At 54.8% G+C, this 21,781-nt stretch carries 20 protein-coding genes and 2 pseudogenes; 8 read left to right on the top strand and 14 right to left on the bottom strand.

Annotation, left to right across the window (positions count from 1 at the left end; all coding sequences use genetic code 11):
• Positions 1-133: 133 nt before the first annotated feature.
• Positions 134-279: pseudogene (locus tag ACE6ED_RS24360) on the top strand (IS5/IS1182 family transposase); the annotation flags it as partial.
• Positions 280-513: 234 nt separating this feature from the next.
• Here the strand turns inward: ACE6ED_RS24360 and ACE6ED_RS24355 are convergent.
• Together ACE6ED_RS24355 and ACE6ED_RS24350 are read right to left on the bottom strand one after the other, a co-directional pair.
• Positions 514-1,182, bottom strand: coding sequence for a Type 1 glutamine amidotransferase-like domain-containing protein (locus ACE6ED_RS24355; protein WP_410830024.1), 669 nt, complete (start codon positions 1,180-1,182; stop codon positions 514-516).
• Between the two features lie 72 nt (positions 1,183-1,254).
• Positions 1,255-1,839: pseudogene (locus ACE6ED_RS24350) on the bottom strand (histidine phosphatase family protein); the annotation flags it as partial.
• A 93-nt stretch (positions 1,840-1,932) separates the two neighbouring features.
• On the opposite strand from ACE6ED_RS24350, the gene ACE6ED_RS24345 reads away from it, so the two are divergent.
• Entirely contained in the window at positions 1,933-2,568 is a 636-nt protein-coding gene (locus ACE6ED_RS24345) for a hypothetical protein (RefSeq protein ID WP_410830023.1), read from the top strand.
• A 122-nt stretch (positions 2,569-2,690) separates the two neighbouring features.
• Here the strand turns inward: ACE6ED_RS24345 and ACE6ED_RS24340 are convergent, their stop codons facing one another.
• The 7 genes from ACE6ED_RS24340 to ACE6ED_RS24310 form a co-directional block, all read right to left on the bottom strand.
• The gene (locus tag ACE6ED_RS24340; RefSeq protein WP_410830026.1) at positions 2,691-3,326 is read right to left on the bottom strand and encodes a YcnI family copper-binding membrane protein; all 636 of its coding nucleotides are present in this window, start codon (positions 3,324-3,326) and stop codon (positions 2,691-2,693) included.
• A 200-nt stretch (positions 3,327-3,526) separates the two neighbouring features.
• Positions 3,527-4,462, bottom strand: a complete 936-nt coding sequence (gene cysK / locus ACE6ED_RS24335; protein ID WP_410830022.1) for a cysteine synthase A — start codon at positions 4,460-4,462, stop codon at positions 3,527-3,529.
• Between the two features lie 12 nt (positions 4,463-4,474).
• Positions 4,475-4,969 carry a GyrI-like domain-containing protein gene (locus ACE6ED_RS24330; RefSeq protein WP_410830021.1) on the bottom strand — a complete coding sequence of 165 codons (495 nt, stop codon included), beginning with the start codon at positions 4,967-4,969 and terminating at the stop codon, positions 4,475-4,477.
• A gap of 204 nt (positions 4,970-5,173) precedes the next feature.
• On the bottom strand, positions 5,174-6,022 hold the full coding sequence (gene rhaD / locus ACE6ED_RS24325; RefSeq protein ID WP_410830020.1) for a rhamnulose-1-phosphate aldolase: 849 nt from the start codon (positions 6,020-6,022) through the stop codon (positions 5,174-5,176).
• A 600-nt stretch (positions 6,023-6,622) separates the two neighbouring features.
• Positions 6,623-7,879 (bottom strand): L-rhamnose isomerase, encoded by a 1,257-nt coding sequence (gene rhaA / locus ACE6ED_RS24320; RefSeq protein WP_410830019.1) that lies wholly within the window; start codon positions 7,877-7,879, stop codon positions 6,623-6,625.
• 16 nt (positions 7,880-7,895) lie between these two features.
• The gene (gene rhaB / locus ACE6ED_RS24315) at positions 7,896-9,365 is read right to left on the bottom strand and encodes a rhamnulokinase (protein WP_410830018.1); all 1,470 of its coding nucleotides are present in this window, start codon (positions 9,363-9,365) and stop codon (positions 7,896-7,898) included.
• A gap of 126 nt (positions 9,366-9,491) precedes the next feature.
• Positions 9,492-10,643, bottom strand: a complete 1,152-nt coding sequence (locus ACE6ED_RS24310; RefSeq protein WP_410830017.1) for an iron-containing alcohol dehydrogenase — start codon at positions 10,641-10,643, stop codon at positions 9,492-9,494.
• A gap of 352 nt (positions 10,644-10,995) precedes the next feature.
• Between ACE6ED_RS24310 and ACE6ED_RS24305 the strand changes: the two genes are divergently transcribed.
• The 3 genes from ACE6ED_RS24305 (at position 10,996) to ACE6ED_RS24295 (ending at position 13,967) form a co-directional block, all read left to right on the top strand.
• Positions 10,996-11,751: a DeoR/GlpR family DNA-binding transcription regulator gene (locus tag ACE6ED_RS24305; RefSeq protein ID WP_410830016.1), complete on the top strand. Its 756-nt coding sequence runs from the start codon at positions 10,996-10,998 to the stop codon at positions 11,749-11,751.
• Between the two features lie 22 nt (positions 11,752-11,773).
• On the top strand, positions 11,774-12,652 hold the full coding sequence (locus ACE6ED_RS24300) for an aminoglycoside 6-adenylyltransferase (RefSeq protein WP_410830015.1): 879 nt from the start codon (positions 11,774-11,776) through the stop codon (positions 12,650-12,652).
• 1,021 nt (positions 12,653-13,673) lie between these two features.
• Positions 13,674-13,967 carry a hypothetical protein gene (locus ACE6ED_RS24295; protein ID WP_410830014.1) on the top strand — a complete coding sequence of 98 codons (294 nt, stop codon included), beginning with the start codon at positions 13,674-13,676 and terminating at the stop codon, positions 13,965-13,967.
• Positions 13,968-14,337: 370 nt separating this feature from the next.
• Here ACE6ED_RS24295 and ACE6ED_RS24290 read toward each other — a convergent pair whose 3' ends face one another.
• From ACE6ED_RS24290 to fucU, 4 genes are all read right to left on the bottom strand, one after another.
• Entirely contained in the window at positions 14,338-14,997 is a 660-nt protein-coding gene (locus ACE6ED_RS24290; protein WP_410830013.1) for a class II aldolase/adducin family protein, read from the bottom strand.
• Positions 14,998-15,073: 76 nt separating this feature from the next.
• Positions 15,074-16,576: a rhamnulokinase gene (locus ACE6ED_RS24285; protein ID WP_410830012.1), complete on the bottom strand. Its 1,503-nt coding sequence runs from the start codon at positions 16,574-16,576 to the stop codon at positions 15,074-15,076.
• A gap of 21 nt (positions 16,577-16,597) precedes the next feature.
• Positions 16,598-18,388, bottom strand: a complete 1,791-nt coding sequence (locus ACE6ED_RS24280) for an L-fucose isomerase (RefSeq protein WP_410830011.1) — start codon at positions 18,386-18,388, stop codon at positions 16,598-16,600.
• 60 nt (positions 18,389-18,448) lie between these two features.
• Positions 18,449-18,868, bottom strand: coding sequence for an L-fucose mutarotase (gene fucU, locus ACE6ED_RS24275; RefSeq protein WP_410830025.1), 420 nt, complete (start codon positions 18,866-18,868; stop codon positions 18,449-18,451).
• 155 nt (positions 18,869-19,023) lie between these two features.
• On the opposite strand from fucU, the gene ACE6ED_RS24270 reads away from it, so the two are divergent.
• The 3 genes from ACE6ED_RS24270 to ACE6ED_RS24260 all read left to right on the top strand — a co-directional run bounded on the left by ACE6ED_RS24270 (position 19,024) and on the right by ACE6ED_RS24260 (position 20,774).
• On the top strand, positions 19,024-20,046 hold the full coding sequence (locus ACE6ED_RS24270) for a LacI family DNA-binding transcriptional regulator (RefSeq protein ID WP_410830010.1): 1,023 nt from the start codon (positions 19,024-19,026) through the stop codon (positions 20,044-20,046).
• Positions 20,047-20,190: 144 nt separating this feature from the next.
• Positions 20,191-20,517 (top strand): bacillithiol system redox-active protein YtxJ, encoded by a 327-nt coding sequence (gene ytxJ, locus ACE6ED_RS24265; protein WP_410830009.1) that lies wholly within the window; start codon positions 20,191-20,193, stop codon positions 20,515-20,517.
• Positions 20,514-20,774: a glutaredoxin family protein gene (locus ACE6ED_RS24260; RefSeq protein ID WP_410830008.1), complete on the top strand. Its 261-nt coding sequence runs from the start codon at positions 20,514-20,516 to the stop codon at positions 20,772-20,774. Before ytxJ ends, ACE6ED_RS24260 begins: the two co-directional genes overlap by 4 nt.
• 137 nt (positions 20,775-20,911) lie before the next feature.
• Here the strand turns inward: ACE6ED_RS24260 and ACE6ED_RS24255 are convergent, their stop codons facing one another.
• Positions 20,912-21,613 carry a Crp/Fnr family transcriptional regulator gene (locus ACE6ED_RS24255; protein ID WP_410830007.1) on the bottom strand — a complete coding sequence of 234 codons (702 nt, stop codon included), beginning with the start codon at positions 21,611-21,613 and terminating at the stop codon, positions 20,912-20,914.
• Positions 21,614-21,781 lie beyond the last annotated feature (168 nt).

Below are 21,781 nucleotides of genomic sequence, written 5' to 3'. Positions count from 1 at the left end.
GCCCTCTGTGTCCGCACACTTGCCCCCCCTACTTTCTCTGGCGGCTACAAAAGGCGGGAATCTGGGATGATATCCAGAAACACGTTACCATTAAGCCGTACTTTTAATCCGTACTTTGGTTACCATGAAGCCGGACTTTGAGCAGATGAGGATGGATATAACCATAGTCCGAGTCCATCCGCATGGAGCCGGCGCAAAAGGGGGCTAAGCAAGCGGTACGGACGTTCCCGGGGCGGATTAACGACCAAAATTCATGCCGTGGTCGATGCACTGGGCAACCCGCTATGAAAAGACAGCGAGCATGTTCAAGACTTTTTTGGCGTAGTTTTCGGATGAGATTATGGCTGAAATGAGTTTGCGTACAGGCGCTCGTACAGGCGCTCGTACAGGCTCTAATAAAAGCAGCGGCTGACCAAGACTGAATAAATAAAGCCTTAGACTGCCGCTGTTGTTGCTCAACCAATGTTTCCCTTTAGCTTTATGGCATGTTGTTATCTTACCGTCCGAGTAATATCAGGACGAAAAAAGTTTCCAATACCCTTCAGAAACAACTTCGACTGCTCCGTCGATCACCTTAATGGCGGTCTGATCATCAATCGCATACGCCGGCCCCTGCATCCCTGCGGCCCATCTCTCAGCAGCCGCCATTGTGTTATGCGGCAGCATTTCGTGATCCAGATGCGGAAACATTGCAAAATCAACCAATCCCAGCGTTTCATCGACACCGTTTGGCGGCATCCAGCCAACAAAAAATTCCCCGATCTTAGGTGCCATCACCATACTCCCGGCGCTCATTCCTACATAGACTGCCTGTAGCGATGGCAAGAGGTTTGCCAGCCCGGATTGCCGCATCCAGTGGCACAAGTAGAGAGCGTCGCCGCCCGCCACAAGCAGGACGTCCGTCTCCCGGACCAGCGGCACCCAGCGGTCTTCGCCGATGCTTGTCAGCGCTGTGAGTTCCAATACGCCGACCGACTTCCAGCCCAGGTTGACCATGGGATTCTCCTCTTTCCCGCTGATGAACTCCCAGGCTTTGACGCCGGGGCCAACCCAGGGGTGTCCGTACATCGCGGTGGGGATACACAAGGCACTGGAGTCGGCAATCGGCTTGCCCAGCATCTCAACCAGCGCGTCGTGTATGCTTTTGTTATTAATTCCTGCAGATGTGAGCAGTAATTTCATATTTTCACTCCCTGTCTTTATGTGCGTCTTTGCCCATGGTTTGAATCTGCATGTTTTGAACTAGCATTCCTGTTAGCTTAGTTCAAATTCATCGTATTCATAACAGAATCTTTCAACATTTTGGTTGGCTAACTTAAAAAATGCATTTTGGGAGACATCTAACTTCAATAAATGATTTTTCTCTAAATTTTGGTAGACACCTCTTATAAATCTTCCTGTAAGTCCATGAGACACAGCAATCACTTTTTCTTTATACTTTATACTGCCAAACCAGTCCGATACTCTCACCGCAACAGAATCATAACTCTCGCCATTTGGAGAATTGAAATACCAATTGTAGTTATCCGTATTTTTGAGAAGTTCTGGCCAGGATTCTTTAATCTCATTTATTGTTAAACCTGCCCATTCTCCTACTGAAACCTCTCTTAACCGGTCATCAGTAATCACTCTATCCATATCATATCTTAAAGTTTCACAAATAATTTCTGTACTTTGCATAGCCCTTCCCAAAGGACTCGAAATAATCTCCCACTCACCGGGATCCTTAATAACCATCTTTAGCAGCTTGGATATATTTTTCACTTGTCCAATTCCTTCAGCGGTTAATGAGGAATCAATTTCTCCCTGATATCTCCCTTGAGTATTAAAAACCGTTTCTCCGTGCCTAAGTTCCTAAGCCCAAGCCCCTGCAAGCAGGAATAAAAGCCAACCTGATATAATAAAACCAAACAAATTGCAGAGGTGAACGGGATGGGTTGCGACATTACCCTTTTTTGCGAGGGATATCTAAATGGAAAGTGGATCAATATTGACCGCTGGCACAGGCAGGACAGAGTTGCGGAATACATGGTTACGGACGATGAAGGTTTTGATTATACAGACCTGATCGGCGGGCGCCGGGATTACGGGCTTTTTTATCTGCTTGCGGGGGTCAGAGGGAACGACGAACAGGAAACCTATCCGCCCATTGCCAAACCGCGAGGTCTTCCCGGCGATATGGATCACCTGATAAAAAAGTATTATGAGAACTCCTACGGAATCCAATTTTTTCAGGAAGAAACGATAAATTTTCACGGTGCTTCATATTTGAGCTTAAGGGAACTGAAGGAAAGCGGGTATGGCGGGGTGATGCCGCTGAGGGGCTGGGTAGATGAAACGGACTTTGCCAAACATGAGGAATGGATGGCGGATGGGCATAAATATCAGCTTCGTTTTATCGATGTCAAATGCGGCAAACCTAAACAGCGGGATCTGGTTCTGAAAGAATGGAACGGGTATTTGAATCTGAACTTGACCGGTATGATTGAACAGATGGAGCAGCTGAAGCAGGAACGGTGCATCGGCAGAGACGATGAGATCCGGATTGTGTTTTGGTTTGATAATTAACCCGAAACCCATGCACATCCCGCTTTAAAATCCCAGTCCGTAAACTTTTTCCGAAAAAAAAGGAGATAACCGCGCTGGCGCCGCGCAGCAGGTTTATGCCGCAGGGCGCCAGCAGGGTGACGTTATCTTCTTTTGCGTGTCCGGAAAAGAGCGAGCAGCGTAAGCAGCAGTGCGGCGCCCGAAAAAACCAGCGTCAGTATATCGAGCAGGCTGACAGAGCCGTTATTCTCCTCCGCGGTCCCACTGTCTGCCGCATTCTCATGGTTTTCGCCGGAAGCCCCGTGACTGTGGCCGCCGTGAGCGTCCGCCGCGGCTTCCGTCAGTTCCGTGACGGAATGCGGTGTGTCGCTGTCTTCGCCGCCGGACCACTGGACGAGGCTGCCGTCCGCATAATGCTGGTAAGCGTCCCAGGCCATTTCGCCTTCTTCGGCCGGGTTCTTCACGGTAAATGTGAACCGCTGGAATTGGCCGGGCTGAATCCCCTTGCCGGTCGCGATCCAGCTTACCTTATTGCCCTCAATGGTAACCTCCCAGCCGGGGACAGGCTCATACTCCATAAATTCCGCGCCTGCAGGCACACGCAGGTCCACCTGAACCGTTGCCGATTCTTTTTCGACGGGAACCTTGACCGTGTAGGTTTCCCAAGCGCCCGCAGGCGACTCGCCGGGAGAAACCGTAACATGAGCGGAAGCAACGGATGCAAACAGCAGCAGTCCGGCGGCCGCCGGGATCAGCAGCTGTTTAAGTTTGGTTAACAGATGGTTCACTTTCTTCCCTCCGATAGTGGTGAAATAGCAGCCGCACCCCAAGACGGGCATCCCGTACAGGATGCCCGCCTGAAATTGTGACATACATCATATTCCAAATGTAACCGTTCGCTAACCTTTTGTCCAATTCCCCGGCGGTCTATACCTGAAGCAGTTCCTGTTCCCGCTCCGTCCATCCCCAAAAGAAGCTCCTATTCCCGCTCCTGATCAAAAATCCCCATGCTCATATACCGTTCCCCCGTATCCGGTACGATACACAGCACCCGTCGCCCCGGTCCAAGCCGGCGGGCTTCAGCCAAAGCGGCCCACACCGCCGCTCCGCCGGAGGGCCCGGCAAGAATGCCTTCCTTGGCTGCAAGCTGTCTCACCGTTTCCAGTGCCTCTTCATCCGTAACTTGTACAATGTCATCGTAAACACTACGGTTCAGGACAGCCGGAACAAACCCGGGACTTGTACCCACCAGCTTGTGCGGCCCTGGTTCTCCGCCGGACAACACGGGCGATCCCGCAGGCTCGACTACGACAACACGCAGTCCGGGTATCCGTTCTTTCAGCACCTCGCCCGTTCCGGTAATCGTTCCGCCCGTTCCCGAGCAGGCAACAAATGCATCCAGCCTGCCCTCCATCTGCTCCAGAATTTCCGGCGCAGTCGTAAAACGGTGGACATCCGGGTTCGCTTCATTTTCAAACTGCTGCGGGATGAAGCTGCCCGGAATCTGGGCCGCCAGCTCCTGCGCCGCCCGGATGGCGCCGGGCATGCGTTCCTTCGCCGGCGTCAGCACCACCTCCGCCCCGTACGCCTTAAGCAGATTGATCCGTTCCGCGGTCATGTTGTCGGGCATGACAAGAATCGCGCGGTAGCCTTTGGCCGCGGCGTTCATGGCAAGACCCACGCCGGTGTTGCCGCTGGTCGGCTCGATGATGACGCCGCCGGGCAGCAGCTTTCCGTCTTGTTCAGCCCGGACGATCAGATTCCAGGCGGCCCGGTCCTTTACGCTGCCGCTTGGATTAAAGCGTTCCAGCTTGACATACAGCTCCGCCGAGTTAGAATCCGTAAGCCGGTTCAACCGCACCACCGGCGTGTCTCCGATCAGCTCGGTAATATGATTTACCACTTTTGGCGGCATACGCGCACCTCCTTAGTTTTTCTCCCTAATGGGCAGCCAAAATTCATAACAAGCGCCTGCGCCCGTTCTTCTGGGCGGGTAAACCTCGATTTCGGGGACCATGGCATGAACATACGGGGAATTGGGCAGCCATTCCGTAAAAGCATATATTTCCGCCTCAATTAACGCGGCAGCCGACGGCCCGTAATGCTCGAAGATCGCCCATCTCGAAGCGGGCACCGTATATTCTTCCAGATTCCAGCCTTCCGGTTCAGCCTCGCATTCTGCCGCAACATAAAACCAGAAATTTCGCTCGGCGGGGTCTTTTTCCACACGGGAGATACCGATACAAGCGCTGTGTGTAACAGACTGTTCTACGTCCCCCTGTAAAGCGGAAAACAGGTCCAGCAGCCCTTCCTCTTTGCATTTTGCCCAAAACCGCGCGAAGGCCTCATTGTCTTGACCCACCCAGGTCTTCCGGCCGTACGTCTTAAAAGCAGGTTTATACTCCATTCTAACCGTAATCATGGAATCAACTCCAGGCTCATTTTGTTATTGCTTTCTCCTGTACTTCGCGGATTCACAAGCCTTTCCTGCTTGTCCGTTCGGAGGCGGCGTATTTCACCAATTTGCCACACAAGCAGGACACAAAACATCCGGATAAGCAAAAAACCGGAGCTCCCTTATAAAGGGGATCCGGTCGAAATGTGGATAAACCTATTATCTTGAAGTTTATTGAACGTCCAAAATGCCGGGAGCCGGCGTTACGCCAAACGCTTTGGCCAGGTCGAGCAGCTGCTGGTCGGTGATTTTTTGCTTGATTTCGCGGCCGGCGATAAGCATGTAGATAATAGCGGCTTTTTCCACCGTTTCAATCAGACCAAACGTCTCCTCCATGCTGGAGCCTGTGCCGAAAATCCCGTGCTGCGGCCAAATGACGACGCGGTGATCCTTCATCTTTTTAGCCGTTTCCCGCCCGATTTCGCTGCTTCCCGGGACCATCCACGGCAGCACACCGACACCGTCGGGGAAAACAACCAGGCATTCGGTGCACATTTCCCACAGCGTTTTTGTGAACTTGCGCTCATCCAGATCGTGAATGAACGTCATGGCGATTACGTTGGTGGCATGTGTATGAATCACGATACGGTGAGACGGATCCACTTTGAGGCGTTCCATATGGCTCATAAAATGCGAAGCCAGCTCGCTGGTCGGCACCGCGCCGTCGCGGAGGCCCCACAGCACTTCAACACTTTCGCCGTTCTCCGAGACCCGCAGCACGCCAAGGTTCGCTTCCGGATCCGTGATCACGTTGCGGAAGTATTTGCCCGAACCGGTCACGATAAAATACCGTCCCGCCAGCTCCTGCACAGGGAATGTCAGCTTGATCGTCCGGAGCGGCCCTTCGGGTTTAATGTATTTGGTTACCTCTGCTTCTTCCAAAATGCAGCTGATATTGCCGCCATTACGTTCATCCCAGCCGAGCTTCCACATATGATGCGTGATTTCCTTCATCTCTTGGATGAAAGGAGCTTCCTCTTGCGAAATATAACCTTTGGTTTGGATAATTGATGCGCTCATCGCCGTTTCTCTCCTTATCTAATGCGCAGCTGCTTTTCCCCGGTTCAATGCCCTCGGTTATTAAGTGCAAGCTGCGGTACGGTTTATATAGACTGAACTTGTGAAGGACAGGTTAGACGGAGCTGGCACTGCGGCGAATTTAGACTTCCGGCCCGCTGTTATTTTCGGAGTTCAATGATGTTCAGTATAGTCTGAACTTAAAATGTCCAGGTAGAGCGGGGCTGTCACTGCGGCAATTCGGGACTTCCGGTTGCTGTTATTTTCGGAGTCCTTGATTGGTATTCTTGATTTAGCGGGGGAACTCCGAAAATAAAGGCAATCGCGTTCGCTCCTCCATCTCCAAATTCCCTCCGTGCCATCCCCGCCATTCTGTACTTCAACCGCTCAGTCTGTTAGAACGTAATACTCCGGAAATACAGGCAACTTCGCTCCTACAGCTCCAAATTCCCTCCGTGCGGCTCCTCTATTCTGTCATTCAATGATCTAGTCTGTTTAACTCCTATCCTTGCCTTGCAGATGCTTGCAGTATGGCGCTGAGAGGCTTGCAAAGCCGGGAAAAGTCAGACCAAAACCGGGTCAATCCCGTCCTTCACTTCCAAATCAGCGCTTGGCCAGTACATCCCGTTCATAGGCTTTAACTTCATCCAGCCACTGCTCGCGCACCGGCATTCCCTGCGACGCACAATAATAATCCCAGATTGCGCCAAACGGATACGACTTGAACTCTTCGGTCAACGCCAGCCGCGACGTATAATCCCCGTCCAGCTCCGCCTTCCGGAGCAGATCCACCGGCTCTAACATGGCGCGCAGCAGCGCCTTGATTGTATTGCGCGTGCCGATGACCCAAGCGGCTACATGATTGATGCTGCCGTCAAAAAAGTCCAGGCCAATGCTTGTTCTCGGCAGCAGATTGCCGCGTACCAGCTCACGCGCAATTTCCAGCAGCTCATCGTCCATCGTCACGACATGATCGCTGTCCCAGCGCACCGGGCGGCTGACATGCAGCAGCAGATGCTTGCTGAACATCAGCACGGAAGACAGCTTATTCGAAATAACTTCGGTCGGATGGAAATGTCCGGCGTCCAGACAAATCGCTTTGCCCCGCGTCAGGCCGTATCCCATATAAAATTCATGTGAGCCGACCACGTAACTTTCGGAGCCAATGCCGAACAGCTTGCTTTCGACCGCGTCAATGTTGTATTTCTCGTCGATTTGCTCGCTGAACACTTCGTCCAGCGCGTCGCGCAGCCGCTCACGCGGAGTAAGCCGGTCTACCGGCGTGTCCTTGTAGCCGTCCGGCACCCACACGTTGGTCACGCAGGGCTGCCCCAGCTCCCGGCCAAAATGCTCCGCAATCCGGCGGGAGGCTTTGGCATGGCGGATCCAGAACTGGCGGATTTCCTCGTTCGGATGGCTGAGCGTAAACCCGTCGGCCGCTTTTGGATGGGAGAAGCAGGTCGGGTTGAAGTCAAGTCCAAGTCCATTGGCTTTAGCCCAGTCCACCCAAGGCTGAAAATGCCGCGGCTCCAGCTCATCCAAATCTACCGTTTCGTCCGTGTCGGCGTAGATTGCATGCAGATTCACTTTATGTTTGCCGGGAATAAGCGACAGCGCTTTGTCCAGATCCCGCCGCAGTTCGTCCGGCGTACGCGCGCGTCCGGGGTAGCTGCCGGTTACGGCAATGCCGCCGCTGAGCTCTTTGTCCCGGAACAGGAAGCCGCGCACGTCGTCCCCCTGCCAGCAGTGGACGGAAATCTTGATTTCCGAAAGCCGCTTCAGCACCTCATCCACCTGGATGCCGTGCTGCTCGTATAGTTTTTTTGCTTCGTTGTAGCTGTTCTGTACCGATTGATCCATGATGGAACCCTCCCGATTAATGAATTGTTGATTCCGTTTGCTGCAGCCTCTCCCAACGTTTCAGCGCATCTTCCAGTCCCTGAACCGCAGCCGGTGTGTAAGACCGGATATCAAACGAATCCGCAATGACCGCTCTAGCTCCGTCCAGGTCGGCGAACTCGCCCGAGCTGATCATCTGGACGGCCAGATTGCCGAGCGCCGTTGATTCCGTCGGTCCGGCAAGCACCTCGATGCCGGTGACATCCGCCGTCAGCTGGCACAGAAACGTGTTGTTGGCTCCGCCGCCGACGATCTGCAGCACATCGTAAGTGGCGCCGGTCAGCGACTCCAGCTCACGCAGATAGCTGCGGTACGAAAGCGCCAGGCTGTCAAATACACACCGGGCAAGCCGCCCGATCGTATCGGGCGCAGGTTCGTTGGTCTCCGCGCATGCTGCCCGGATTTCGTCGATCATATTGTCCGGATTCATGAACCGGGGATGATTGCAGGGAATCAGGCTGCGGAAGGGTTGTTCCCGCTCCGCCATGGCGGCCAGTTCCGCATAGCTGTACCGTTCTCCGTCTAACCGGCGTACTTCCTGAATGAGCCACATCCCCATGATGTTTTTCAGGAAACGGTAGGTCCCGTATACGCCCCATTCGTTGGTGTAGTTCGCTTGTCTCGCCGCTTCTCCGGTGACCGGCGCCGTACGCTCCACACCCAGCAGCGACCAGGTTCCGCTGCTGAGGTACGCCCAGGAACGGCCTTTGCGCACCGGCACGCCCGCTACCGCGGAAGCTGTGTCATGTGTCGGCACACTGACCAGCTCGCATTCGGGAAGGTTATGGAGCTTCACCAGCGATTCGCGGATCGGGCCAAGGGAATGCCCAGGCTCAACAAGCGGCGCAAACTGCTCTCTCTTCAGCCCAAGCAGCGCCAGCAGATCTTCGTCGAACTCCCGCGTGCCGAGGTTCAGCAGCTGCGTGGTCGAAGCGTTCGTTACTTCATTCATCTTTTTGCCGGTCAAGAGATAATACAGATAATCCGGCACCAGGAGGATGGTTTCCGCCCGGGACAATTCGTCCCGGTCATGCACATACAGCTGATACAGCGTGTTGAAGGTTAACTGCTGAATTCCCGTCTTCTCGTACAAAACAGCCGGGTCCATCTGCCGCGCGACTTCTTCCGGCGCATGATCGGTGCGGCGGTCGCGGTACGCATAAACATCGCGGATGCGGGCGCCTGTGCGATCAAGCAGCACATAATCGACCGCCCATGTGTCGATCCCCAGCGTACAGCGCTCAATGCCCTGAGCTTTTGCTTTGCGCAGCCCGTGCAGGATATGATCGAACAAGTTGTCGATGTCCCAGTAGCAGGACCCGTCTTTTTCCGTAAAACCGTTGCTGAAGCGGTAGATCTCCTCAAGCGAGAGGACTCCCTGCTGCAGGGTGCCCAGAACTAGCCGCCCGCTGGAGGCGCCGATATCGACGGCAATATGATGATTCATAAGGGAAGCTCCTCTCTTCTAGGATGGGTGATGCCGCTTGAAGCTGGCTTAAACTCCAGTCATAACTGCCAAGACACGGGCGGCACCCCGCCGCCTGCACCTGGCTAATGAATTTGGATTAGAGGACTACAGGATTTTCTTGAACAGCTCAATCACTTCTTCTTTTGTCGGGATAAACGGATTGCCGGGCGCGCAGGCGTCTTTCATCGAGTTTTCGGCGAGCAGATCCAGGTCGACTTCCTGAACGCCCAGCTCCGACAGCTTCGCCGGGATGCCGACTTCCTTGGACAGGTTCTTGAGCGCTTCGATTACGAAATCCGCACACTCTTTGTTGCTTTTACCTTTCTCTTCAAAACCGATGGCTTTGGCAATCGCCCGGAATTTGCCGGGAACATGCTTCGCGTTCTCCTCTTCCACATACGGCAGCAGCATGGCGTTGCAGACACCGTGCGGCAGATCGTATACGCCGCCGAGCTGATGCGCCATAGCGTGCACATAACCGAGTCCGGCATTGTTGAATGCCAGGCCGCCAAGGAAAATGGCATATACCATCTGCTCACGGGCTTCAATGTCATGTCCGTTTTTGACCGCGCGGGGCAGATAATTGAAGATCAGCTCCACCGCCGCCAGGGCGGTCGCATCAGTTACCGGGTACGCGCCGGGGGTGACCAGCGCTTCAATCGCATGGGTCAACGCATCCATGCCGGTGGCGGCGGTCAAGTCGGCAGGCTTGTCGACCATCAGTTCAGGGTCGTTGACCGAGATGGAAGCCAGGCTATTTTTGTCAACCATCACCATCTTGACTTTGCGCTCTTCGTCGGTGATGACATAGTTAATCGTAATTTCCGCGGACGTGCCCGCCGTCGTATTCACCGCAACAATCGGCAGCGATTTATGCGCCGATTTATGCACGCCTTCATACTCCTTGATGTGGCCGCCGTTGGTCGCGATGATGCCAATTGCCTTGGCGGTATCCTGCGGCGAACCTCCGCCGATCGAAACCAGGCCGTCGCAGCCGTTTGCCTTCAGGAAGTCCACGCCGTCGTGCACATTTTTACAGGTCGGGTTCGGCTTCACTTCATCGTAAACCACATAATCAAGTTCCGCTTCTTCCAGCACCTTCAGCACCTTGCCCGCAATTCCGCTCTTCATCAGGAATTTGTCGGTTACGACCAGCGCCTTCTTGAGCCCAAGCTCACGGACATAAGGAACGATCTCCGCAAGACAACCTTTGCCCATAATATTTACCGGGGGAACATAATACACATGCGCACTCATTTGACCAGCCTCCACACAAAATAAAATTTCGCGCATCACTTTAGCGGCAGAACGCCATCTTTCCGGTAAGCGCCTCTCGCGGTCGGGCTGGCCTCCGTACCCGCGGCGGCCGCCCCGATCCCCCATGATATGCGCTTTCACAGGGTTTACTCTTTCATCCTAGCCGCACGAATCTTTGTTGTCAACGAAATAAACGTTATTTATGTTGTTTTTGTTTGTTTTTAGTCTGGTTTGTGAATTTTTCTTCAATGTTTGTGTCTCTCTCCGTCCCTTATTGCAGACCCCGTCTCCTATTGGCTACAATGGAATTGAATGACTCCTCCATGTAATGGAAACGAAAAAAGGTGAACTTATGCTGGCAGCCGAAAGACGCAAAAAAATCATCGATCTCGCCCATCAAGACAAAAAAGTGCTGGTGTCCGATCTGGCCCGCATGTTTGAGGTCACCGAAGAGACGATCCGCCGGGACCTTGAGAAGCTGGAGAAAGACGGCATCGTCAGCCGGACCTACGGCGGCGCCATGCTGAACCGGCATACAAACGAGGACCTGCCTTTTGTCACGCGCAACGCCATCAACACTGAGATTAAACGCAATATCGCGCTTAAGGCGCTGGACTTGATCAAAGACGGGGACACCCTGATGGTTGATCCAAGCTCGACCGCTTTCGAATTTCTGAAAATGCTGGGCAGCAAAGCCAACTTGACCGTCATTACGAACTCCATCAACATTTTGCATGAGTTTGCGAATTCGAATATGAATATCATCTCCACCGGCGGGTCGCTGCGCTACCGCTCCCTGTCACTTGTCGGCCCCGTGTCCCATGAGACAATTCAACGCTATCATGTGGATACCGCCGTGATCGGTTGCAAGGGCATCGATCTTAATAAGGGTGTCACCGACTCCAATGAGCCGGAATGCGAGCTGAAAAAATATATGCTGCGCCAGGCGGATAAAGTGATTTTGCTTGCCGACCACACCAAATTCGATAAAACCGCTTTTGCCAAACTGACCGAACTCAGCGGCATCGATTATTTGATCACGGACCGCAAACCGCCTGCGCCATGGCTGGACCGGCTGGAGAAGCTGAACATCGAAATACTGTATTAGAACTGGGAAAGGAGCGGGTAGGGTGCAAATTTGGGACGACTTGCTGGAGAAGGTTCTACGTTATGCGGAGGCTGATGGGCGGGTCCGGATGGTTGCGCTTGAAGGGTCTCGTACAAATCCGAATATTACGCCGGACAGGTATCAGGACCTGGACATCGTTTTTTTTGTAGAGGATCTGGAATCGTTCAAGCAAGACGACGGGTGGCTGAATGTGTTCGGAGAACGCCTGATGATGCAAAAGCCCGAAGATATGGAGCTGTTTCCGCCAGACCTGGAGAACGGCGTATTTTCTTATCTGATGCTGTTTAAGGACGAAACAAAACTTGATTTGAACCTGGTTCCCCTGGCGGAGACGGAAGCCTATATCGCGGATAGCGACGGCCTGTTTCGCATTCTGCTGGATAAGGACGGCCGGGCCAGCCAGCTTGGGCTTCCCCCATCGACCGACCGCGCTTATTGGATCAAACAGCCGACCGCTCGAATGGTGGAGGACTGCTGCAATGAATTTTGGTTCACCTCGACTTATGTGGCCAAGGGGCTGGCGAGACATGAATTTTTGTACGCGGTGGATCACCTGCACGGCATTATGCGTCCAAACCTGCTGCGGATGATGGCTTGGAGAGTTGGAGCGGAGCACGGTTTCACGTTCAGCTTGGGCAAAAACTACAAATTTCTGCCCCGTTACCTTCCTGCGGATACATGGGCAGCGCTGCAATCCACCTATGCATGCGGAGGGGAGCAGGAGATGTGGCGTTCGCTGTTCACGTGTATGACGCTTTTTCGCGAAGCGGCTGTGGCCGTTGCGGAACACTTGGGCTGTGAACTGCCGGATTACGCTGAAGGTGTCGCCTCTTATATCGGAACGCTTTACCGCCGAACGGGCCAGGAGGCTTCTCGATGAGATTTGACAATAAGATTTGACAATAAGATCTGACCATGAGATTTGACGATAAAATTAGTGATATGATTAGGGTGTGTACGCAAACTGTAAATTAAGGAACTAAGGGTCAGTCAAACGATTCCGTAATGGGTTACGAAATGCTATCAACCCTGGATCTACACCTGTTTATTGTCAGATCGATCTCCATTATACATAACGCTTTGGAACGAATCCCCTTCCTGTGACACACCCGCAGCGGGTTACCACAGAACCGCGATACAGAGGTCTTTCCGGACCCAGAGGACGTTATTTCTGAAATTCTTGGGCTTTTGGTATGCCTTGCGGACTCAAGGGCCGTTATTCGTACCGAAAACATCCAAACTATGGATTCTCCGCGTAAATAGGCGCATCTGAGTCCGTAACTTTGCCAAAACACGGAATAGTCAGCAAATAGGGTCCTCTGAGTCCGTCAACTTGTACCTACGCTTTGATTTCACACCTGGACAATCACTCGATTCCGTAATGGGTTACGAAATGCCTTCAACCCTGGATCTACAGAACCACGAAGTGTTGGCCGGTCGGTCTTACGACACCGGTGTAATTCTTGCCTTGCTAAAAAAACAAAACGCAACTCCCGTCATTCCGAGCAAGCGAAACCGGTATAAGAATCGAGCTTACGACAAGGATACTTATAGAGAACGGTATTTAATCGAATGCTTTTTTAATAAAATAGAATCGGCGCTTGCCAACCCGCTATGAAAAAACAGCCAGCATGTTCAAGGCTTTTTTGACGTTGATTTCGATGAGGTTATGGCTGAAATAAGTTTGCGTACAGACTCTAGGCGATAACTTTTGACGAAACCATTTAATGTTGGCCCTTCATGCAGGCCGGCTGGTTTTTCAGCCGCTAAGCGGCTGTCTGGGTTTTACCCTATTAAGGAGGGGATCACAATGGCATTTTTTCAATCAGCGGACAGATTTCGGAAGGATAGCGTCTAATCGTCCCATAAACCGCGTGGTTCCTTTCTTAGGAGGGTATGGAATGCAAATATTTCAAATTGTACCGATGAATGATTACGCTCAAAGCCAGATTGACCGGATCGCCGCGCTGGAACAGCGGTGTAAGTCGGCCGACAAATCGGGGCTGCGGATCGGCGTGGCCAACCTGAAGCCTGGAGGAGACGAAGCGTTTCTCTGCTATTATGGGCAGGAGCTGATCGGCTGTCTCGCCTGGTCTACTTCGGATGGCGAAGAAGCGAATGTGAATGCCATGGGCATATTCTTGCCCGGACAGTTGGGCTGCTGCTTGAACGAAGTTGTCCCCTTATCCGGTTGAGCGTGGTAACAGAAAATACTCGGGCTTTACGACTGTACCTGTCGGCCGGGTTTAAGACAGTTGGCGAATTTCAGTATTACACGGAGTCGGTCGGTACGCTGCGATATAAAAAAAGCGTGAAGTAATGAAGACGCCGGCACGCTGGCATGAAAGCAAATTCCCGGTTTCCAATCGGAATAACAGTACGGGGCAACCTCTTTGGGGAACCTAATAAAGCCCGCTGCCTAACCGGCACGAACGCCAACAGACCGGCCAGGAAATCCTTGGCCGGTCTGTTTTTCTTTTATGGAATGTTTAAGAGCTGGCCGTCTTTCCGGCTAACCTGCTCTGAACATCGCTGTTAAACTTTGAGGCCCCATCAAAGGACACTTTACTTCATATTTTGCAGCAGCTGAACCCGGTACGCTTCACTCTCCAGCCCCTGGATTTCCTTATACTCTTCTTCAGTCAGTCTTCTTGGCGTGCCGACGGACTTTGCGATCAGATAAATTTTGCTGCTCTCCTCCATCACCTCTGTCCGGTAATAGGCTTCGCGGAGGTTTTTGCCCGTCGTCACCAGACCATGATTCTTGAGCAGGATGGAATTGTACCGGTCGGCCTGCTCCGCCACCAGATTCGCCAGCTTGTCGGTTGTCGGAACGACATACGGCACAAAGGCCACTTCTCCGACCAGCGCCGCCTGATCCGGGAACAGCATCGGCAGCTCATTGTCCACTAGCGTCAGCGCAATACAATATGCCGGATGTGTGTGAACGATAGCGGTAATGTCAGGGTTGACCCGGTAGCAGAACAGATGCATCAGCACCTCGGACGACGGCCGGAAACTGGAATCCAGAATCTCCCCAGTCGAAATCCGGACCGGTACCCACTGCTCCGGTTCGATGTCTTCCAGAGCAAATCCGCTTGGCGACAAAAACATCGTATCTTCATATCTGGCGCTGATATTCCCGCCGGGTCCCACCACAAGCCCTTTTGCCACAGTCTTGCGGGCGTATTTGGTTAATTCCTCTCTTGTTTGCTGTTCGGACATGTTCCCCACTCCTTTAGTTCAATCCAGCGTATGGTTTGATTCACTTCAATTCAGTCCTATATCGGCTGACCTCAACTTAGCCATCAATACCGCACACTTTGCGGTACTTCGCGTAAGCCGCGTCCCAACCCTCACCGCCGGCCGGCGAATAAATGTCCGGCGGGAAGGAGCCGCGGACCACCTGCCGGATTTCGGCGGTGCCGCTTACTTCGCCGTGCGCCAGCGCCTGCATCATGACATTGCCGATTGCGGTCGCTTCCGCCGGGCCGGCTACGACCGTCCGGCCGCAGATATCGGCGGTCAGCCTGCAGAGCAGCTTGTTGTGGATGCCGCCGCCGACCATATGCACCGCGCCAGCCTTCCGGCCCGTCAGCGCTTCCGTCTCTTCCAGCGTCTGGCGGAACTTCATCGCCAGACTCTCCACTACGCAGCGCACCAGCGCGCCGCGTCCTTCCGGAACCGGCTGCCCGGTTCTCCGGCAGTACTCCGCGATTCGCTGCGGCATCCGTCCCGGCGGAAGGAACACCGGATCTTCCGTGTCGATGTAGCTGATCCTTCCGCTCTCCGCCGCAGCGAACTCCTGCATCTCCGCATAGCCGATGCTGACGCCTTCAAGCTCCCACTGCCGTTTGCATTCCTGCAGCAGCCACAGTCCCATGATATTTTTCTGAAGCCGGATGCCGCCGTCCGCGGCGCCTTCATTCGTAAAACCCCAGGCTAGGCTGCGGCTGTCGATAACCGGCCGATCCGTCTCGACACCCATCAGCGACCAGGTGCCGCAGCTGATATAGACGCTGCCCGTCTCCTGCGAAGGAAGCGACAGGACAGCGGACGCCGTGTCGTGGGATGCAGCCGCAATGACCTTAAACCGGCCGGTGCCAAGCTCATCCGCGATGTCCGCCCGAAGGAGTCCTCCGGCCGTTCCCGGCAGGACGACCTCACCCAGCACGGAGGCCGGAATCCCCAGCTTTGCCAGCAAATCATTGTCCCATGAACGGCTGCCGGCACGCAGCAGACCGGTCGTGCTGGCAATGGTGTATTCTGTTGTCCGGTCACCCGACAAGTAATACCGGAACAAGTCGGGCGTGAGCAGCAGCTGGACAGCCGAGCCGGCCGCCGCCGCTTCCGCCAGGCGCTCACGGGCGGCGAAGAGCTGAAACACCGTATTGAAGGAGGCGGGGATAACGCCCGACCTCCGGTACAGCTCCTCTTCGCCAACTGTCTCCAGCAGCTCCTTCATCGCCGCTTCATTTCGCGGATCCCGGTAATGGACCGGGTTGCCGAGCAGCTCCCCCGATCCGTTCACCAGCCCGTAGTCGACACCCCAGGTGTCGACGGCGATGGAGGCCGGATCCTGTCCGGCCAGCCTCCGGTGCGCATGAATGCCGCGCTTCAGCTCGTGAAACAAGCGGAGAAAGTCCCAGTGAAGCGTGCCCCCAAGCTGTACCGGCTCGTTCGCAAAACGGTGAACTTCCTCAAGCGCAAGCTTCGATCCGTCGAAGCTGCCGAGCATCGTCCGTCCGCTGCTGGCGCCAAAATCCACGGCCAGCATGTGTATAGACCGGTTTCCCGTTCCCATAGTCATCCCCTGCCCGCCGGTTTATTTGTACAACGGTCCAAAGTTATGGCATGCGCGGAAATCGGCGGCTTCCGCATCGTTTGTGCCAAACGAACCCCAGACGCGGGGGCGGAAAATCCGGCTTTCATCCACGTTGTGCATCGACACCGGAATACGCAGCATCGAGGCCAGCGTAATCAGGTCCGCGCCGATGTGTCCGTAAGAAATCGAGCCATGGTTAGAGCCCCAGTTATTCATCACCGAATAGACATCGGTGAACGCGCCGCGATGGGTCAGCACAGGTGCAAACCAGGTTGTCGGCCAGGTCGGATCGGTCCGCTTGTCGAGCGTATCGTGCACCTCCTGCGGCAGATCAACTGTGTAGCCTTCGGCGAGCTGAAGCACCGGTCCCAGGCCTTTGACCAGGTTAATCCGGGACATTGTCACCGGCATTCCGCCGCGGGTCAGGAAATCCGAAGAAAAGCCGCCGCCGCGGAAGTACTCAACCGAAGCCGGGCGCCACGAGGTCGCCTGCAGGCATTTGTCCGCTTCCTCCTGTGTAATCTCCCAAAACGGCTTCATCACCGGCTTGCCGTCTTTTGACTGTTCGCCCGTTCCGTCCAGCGCCGCCGAGCCCGAATTGATCAAATGCAGAATGCCGCTCGCCGCCTGGCCTTCCAAGGTGTGCCCCGTGACCCGCTTCACCGCGTCCGGGCTCCAGTAGGTTCGGACATCCGCGAAAATCTGCGCCGTATTGGTAAGCAAATAACCAAACAGCATCGCCACGCCGTTCAGGCTGTCGTTTTCAGTGGCGACCAAGTAAGGCGCACGAATACCGTTCCAGTCAAAAGAGGAGTTCAGCACCGCTTCAAGGAAGTCGCCATTCGGAAAATGGTCCGTCCATTGGCGTTGACCTTGGAAGCCGGATACAATCGCATTATGGCCGCCCGCCTCTTCGCCAAATCCAAGTTCTTTCAGCTTCGGATTGCCAACCATGAGATCGCGGACGATCAACGTCATTTTGGCGACCGTCTCCCAGTTCCGGTCCTTGGTCTCCCGGCTCTGCTGCAGACGTTCCGGGTTGTTGTCCGGGCCTTCCTTACAGTTCTCCTTCACCCACGCAAGCGCCAGCTTCAGTTCTTCCGGATCATAGATTTCCTCTTCGATGCGCCGGACCAGCTCCGACATATCGACATATTCATTCCGCATGCCCAGGTAATTCTGGAACAGCTCCTCGTTGACTACGGAACCCGCGATGCCCATCGAAACCGAACCGACGGACAAATACGATTTGCCCCGCATGTAAGCGGCTGCAAGGCCGGCCCGGGCGAATCCGATCAGCTTCGCGCGGACATCCGCCGGGATGGCCGTATTATCGGAATCCTGCACGTCTTCGCCGTAAATGCCAAAAGCCGGAATCCCCTTCTGCGCATGGCCCGACAGGACCGCCGCCAGATAAACCGCGCCCGGGCGTTCGGTGCCGTTAAAACCCCAGATCGCTTTTGGCGTATGCGGGTCCATGTCCATCGTTTCCGTTCCGTAACACCAGCATGGCGTTACGGTGATGGACACGCCAACGCCCTCCTTCGCGAACTTCGAGGCACAGTCCGCCGCTTCGGCCACTCCGCCAATCGTGCTGTCCGCGATGACGCATTCAACCGGTTCGCCGTTTGGATATCTCAGCTCGGCGCTCAGCAGCTCGGCGACCGCCTTCGCCATGTTCATCGTCTGGTCTTCAAGGGATTCGCGTACCCCCATACGGCGTCCGTCGATTGTCGGGCGGATTCCGATCTTGGGAAAACCTTGTTTCCATCTTACGTCCTGATTTGTCATGGATTGATTCCTCCGTTTATGAAAGTTATCGATAACTCCAAACTTGCAGCAGTACCCCTGTCACACAACGCCTTTCGTCAAAATCAGATTTGCGTACAGCGCCTTCTCTCCCGTAGCAACAACGGCATAAGCCGCCTTGGCCCGCTCATAGAATTGAAAGCGTTCTACATTCTCGATGCGAAAATCGCCCTGCTTCCCGATCAGCTCCCTGTACACGTCCCAGATCGGCGTTTCTACGTTATCGCCAGGAACAACCGCCATCAGTGCGGCGGGACTGTTGCTGTAAGTATCAAGCGGGAACAGGGTAAGCACGGCTTCGAGCAGCTCCGGCATCCCGTGCCCGTCACAGCGGATCAGCCGCCTGGCATGGCTTGCCGCCGGGAAGTTGCCGTCCGCCAAAACAATCTCGTCCCCATGCCCCATCTCCGCCAGCACCTTCAGCAGCTCAGGCGACAGAATCGGGGGAATCCCTTTCAGCACCATCCATCAACTCTTTTCTTAAATTAGTGTTACCGATAACTCAAAATTAACAGTCTGGACTCTTGCTGTCAATCCTTTTCTTAAGATACAATGGAGAACAATGACGAGCGGCAAACGCTCAGGACCGCAGTAGAGAGCAGAAAGGGGGATGCGCGGTGGTCACCATTTACGACATAGCGGAGAAAGCCAACGTGTCCGCCATGACCGTCTCCAGAGTTATCAATAACACAGGCAGGATCAGCGACGCGACGCGCAAACGGGTCAAGAAGGTCATGGAAGAATTGAATTATGTGCCAAATTCGATGGCCCGAAGCCTGGTGCTGCAGAAGACAAAGATGCTGTCCCTGCTGATTACCGATATTACCAACCCGTTTTATACAACGCTGGCCCGGGGAGCCGAGGATATCGCTAAACAGGCCGGCTACAAGCTGCTGTTCGGCAACAGCGATGAAGATTACGCCAAGGAAAAAGATTACGTCGACATGATCCTTTCCACCCGGGTAGACGGGGTGCTGTTTTCCCCGGCGGGCGACCGTTCGGCGGAGCATCTGCAACTGCTGCAAAATCACGGCATTCCGTTTGTGCTGCTGGACCGCGAAATCCCCGGCATGGACAGCGACCTTGTGCTCGGCGACAGCCGGGACGGCGCCCGGCGGCTGGTGGAGCATCTGATCGGACTGGGCCACAAGCGGATCGCCTTGATGGGCGGCGCGCCGGACGCTTCCACCGCGCGGCTCCGCCATGCCGGCTACCGCGAAGCGCACCTGCTGGCGAATGTGCCGCTGGATGAAGAGCTGGTGATCCATCACGGGTACCGGGAGCTCCAGGATGCATCGGCGCTTGATACGCTGCTGGACCGGCCCGAGCCGCCAACCGCTATTTTTGCGGCAAACAACCTGCTGGCGGTTGGCGTGATCCGGCGGCTGCGGGAACGAGGACTGGACGTTCCGCGCGACATGTCGGTCGTCTGCTTCGATGACCTCGGACCGGCGGAGGCAATTAACCCGTTCCTCACGGTCGCTGCCCAGCCCGCTTACCAGTTCGGGCAGCTTGGCATGCGCCTTCTGATCGAACGGATTGAAGGCGGCCAGCCGCAGCATTCTTTGCAGCCGCTGCGCCGGATCATTTTGCCGTCCGAGCTGCTGATCCGGGCATCGACGGCACCGCCCCGGGTTTGAGCCGCAGGTTTGAGCGGCAGTCTGTCAGGCCGACGGCAGGCGGCGCGCTTTAGCCGCTTCCCCAGCCTGAATTGCATTAAATTTAATCTATGCTACAATCAAGATTACAAGTAACCAGTAACTATAAATAGGAAGGTGATTTGAATGTCCATCCAACAGCTCCACTCCGAACAGGATTTGGAACAATATTTGTCCCAGCCCGGCAAAAAGCTGCTGTTCAAGCACAGCACGACCTGCCCGATCAGCGCCAAGGCTTACGAAGAATTCCAGGCTTACGCCCGCGACAATGATACGCCGGCAGCAATCGTTCATGTGATTGAAGACCGTCCGCTGTCCAACAAAATCGCGGAGGATTTTGGCATCAAGCATGAGTCCCCGCAAATTTTCCTGGTGGAAAACGGCGATGTGCGCTGGAACGCTTCGCACTGGAAAATCACGCAATCCGCGATCAAAGGGGCCGTCAGCGAATGAGCGCGCAGGTTATCGTCTACTCCACTGACGGCTGCAGCGACTGCAGCCGGGTCAAACAAATGCTGGCGAGCGAAGGCATTCCGTACGAGGTGCGTGATGTCATGGCCAGCGCTGCATATCAGGAGGAAGTCGAAAAGCTCGGTTTTATGGGCATCCCTGTTACTGTTGCCGGCGGCCGGGCGGTCAAGGGCTACCAGCCTGACGAGCTGCGGCAGCTGCTTAAAGAAGCCGGTTTGACGCCGGCTGCGGGCAATTAAGCCAGCACGTATGCCAACCTCCAACCGGAGGATTGCCAATACGGGTTTACCGGAATCCGTTATATAATCTGAAAAAGGCAGCTATCGCCGTGGGAAACGGCGGCAGCTGCCTTTTGTGCAAAGAATCCCGAACTCCGCTATTCATACATATTGCCGCTTGCTAAATCCGTCAGCCGCGCTTCATCCAGCACAATCAGCCTGCCCCGCCTGCGTTCGATAATGCCCTCTTCCGCGAACCTGCGGACGACACGGTTCAGATGCCTGTAGCTGGTGCCGAGCATTTCCGCCGTCTCTGTCATGCTGGAGGTGGACAGCTCCTCCCGCCGCTTCCCGCCTTCATTATCCGTCATCAGCGACAGCAGATAGCTGGCGAACCGGTTCTCGACCGGATACAGCAGATTGATTGCGGAAGACTGGCCCAAGGTGTAGAGCTTGTGACTCAGCTCCCCCACCAGGAAGCGCAGGAACGCCGGATTGCTCTCCATTTCGCCGAGCAGCAGCTTCCGGCCGGCATGCAGCAGCAGGCAGTCGCCGACGGCTTCCACCTGATTTTTTACCGGATATTCGTTCATCAGCTCCACATCCCCGATCACGGACACCGGCCGGGCAAAACGCATCAGCATCGACTTGCCGTTGGGCAGCAGGGTATGAATTTTCAGCTTGCCTTCAACCAGCACCAGCAGGCCGTCAAGCCGGTCGCCGACGCTGCACAGCGTCTCGCCGTGCGTATAACGGCGCAGCTCCATCGCTTCCAGCACTTCGCGGCTGAAAATGCCGCTTAGCCGGCCGCCGGACTTGGACCACTGCTGCACGGCCTCCTGTGTCTGGATAATCTGCATTGTCTACCCGCCTCCTGTCCACCAGTTTACCTGAAAAGCGGAGCAACGCAAAACCTATTGCTGCGCAGCCGCTCCCCAGCACAGACCAGCCCCTATGGCCTTCCTCGTTCTCCCGAGATACGTATAGGTGTGCGGACACAACTGAGCTTCAAGAAGAGCCACAGGGAA

This window comes from Paenibacillus nanchangensis, from assembly GCF_046543445.1.
Taxonomy (GTDB): domain Bacteria; phylum Bacillota; class Bacilli; order Paenibacillales; family Paenibacillaceae; genus Paenibacillus_AQ; species Paenibacillus_AQ nanchangensis.
Note: the sequence above shows the minus strand (reverse complement) of the source record. Positions and strands in the feature narration are given on the sequence as shown.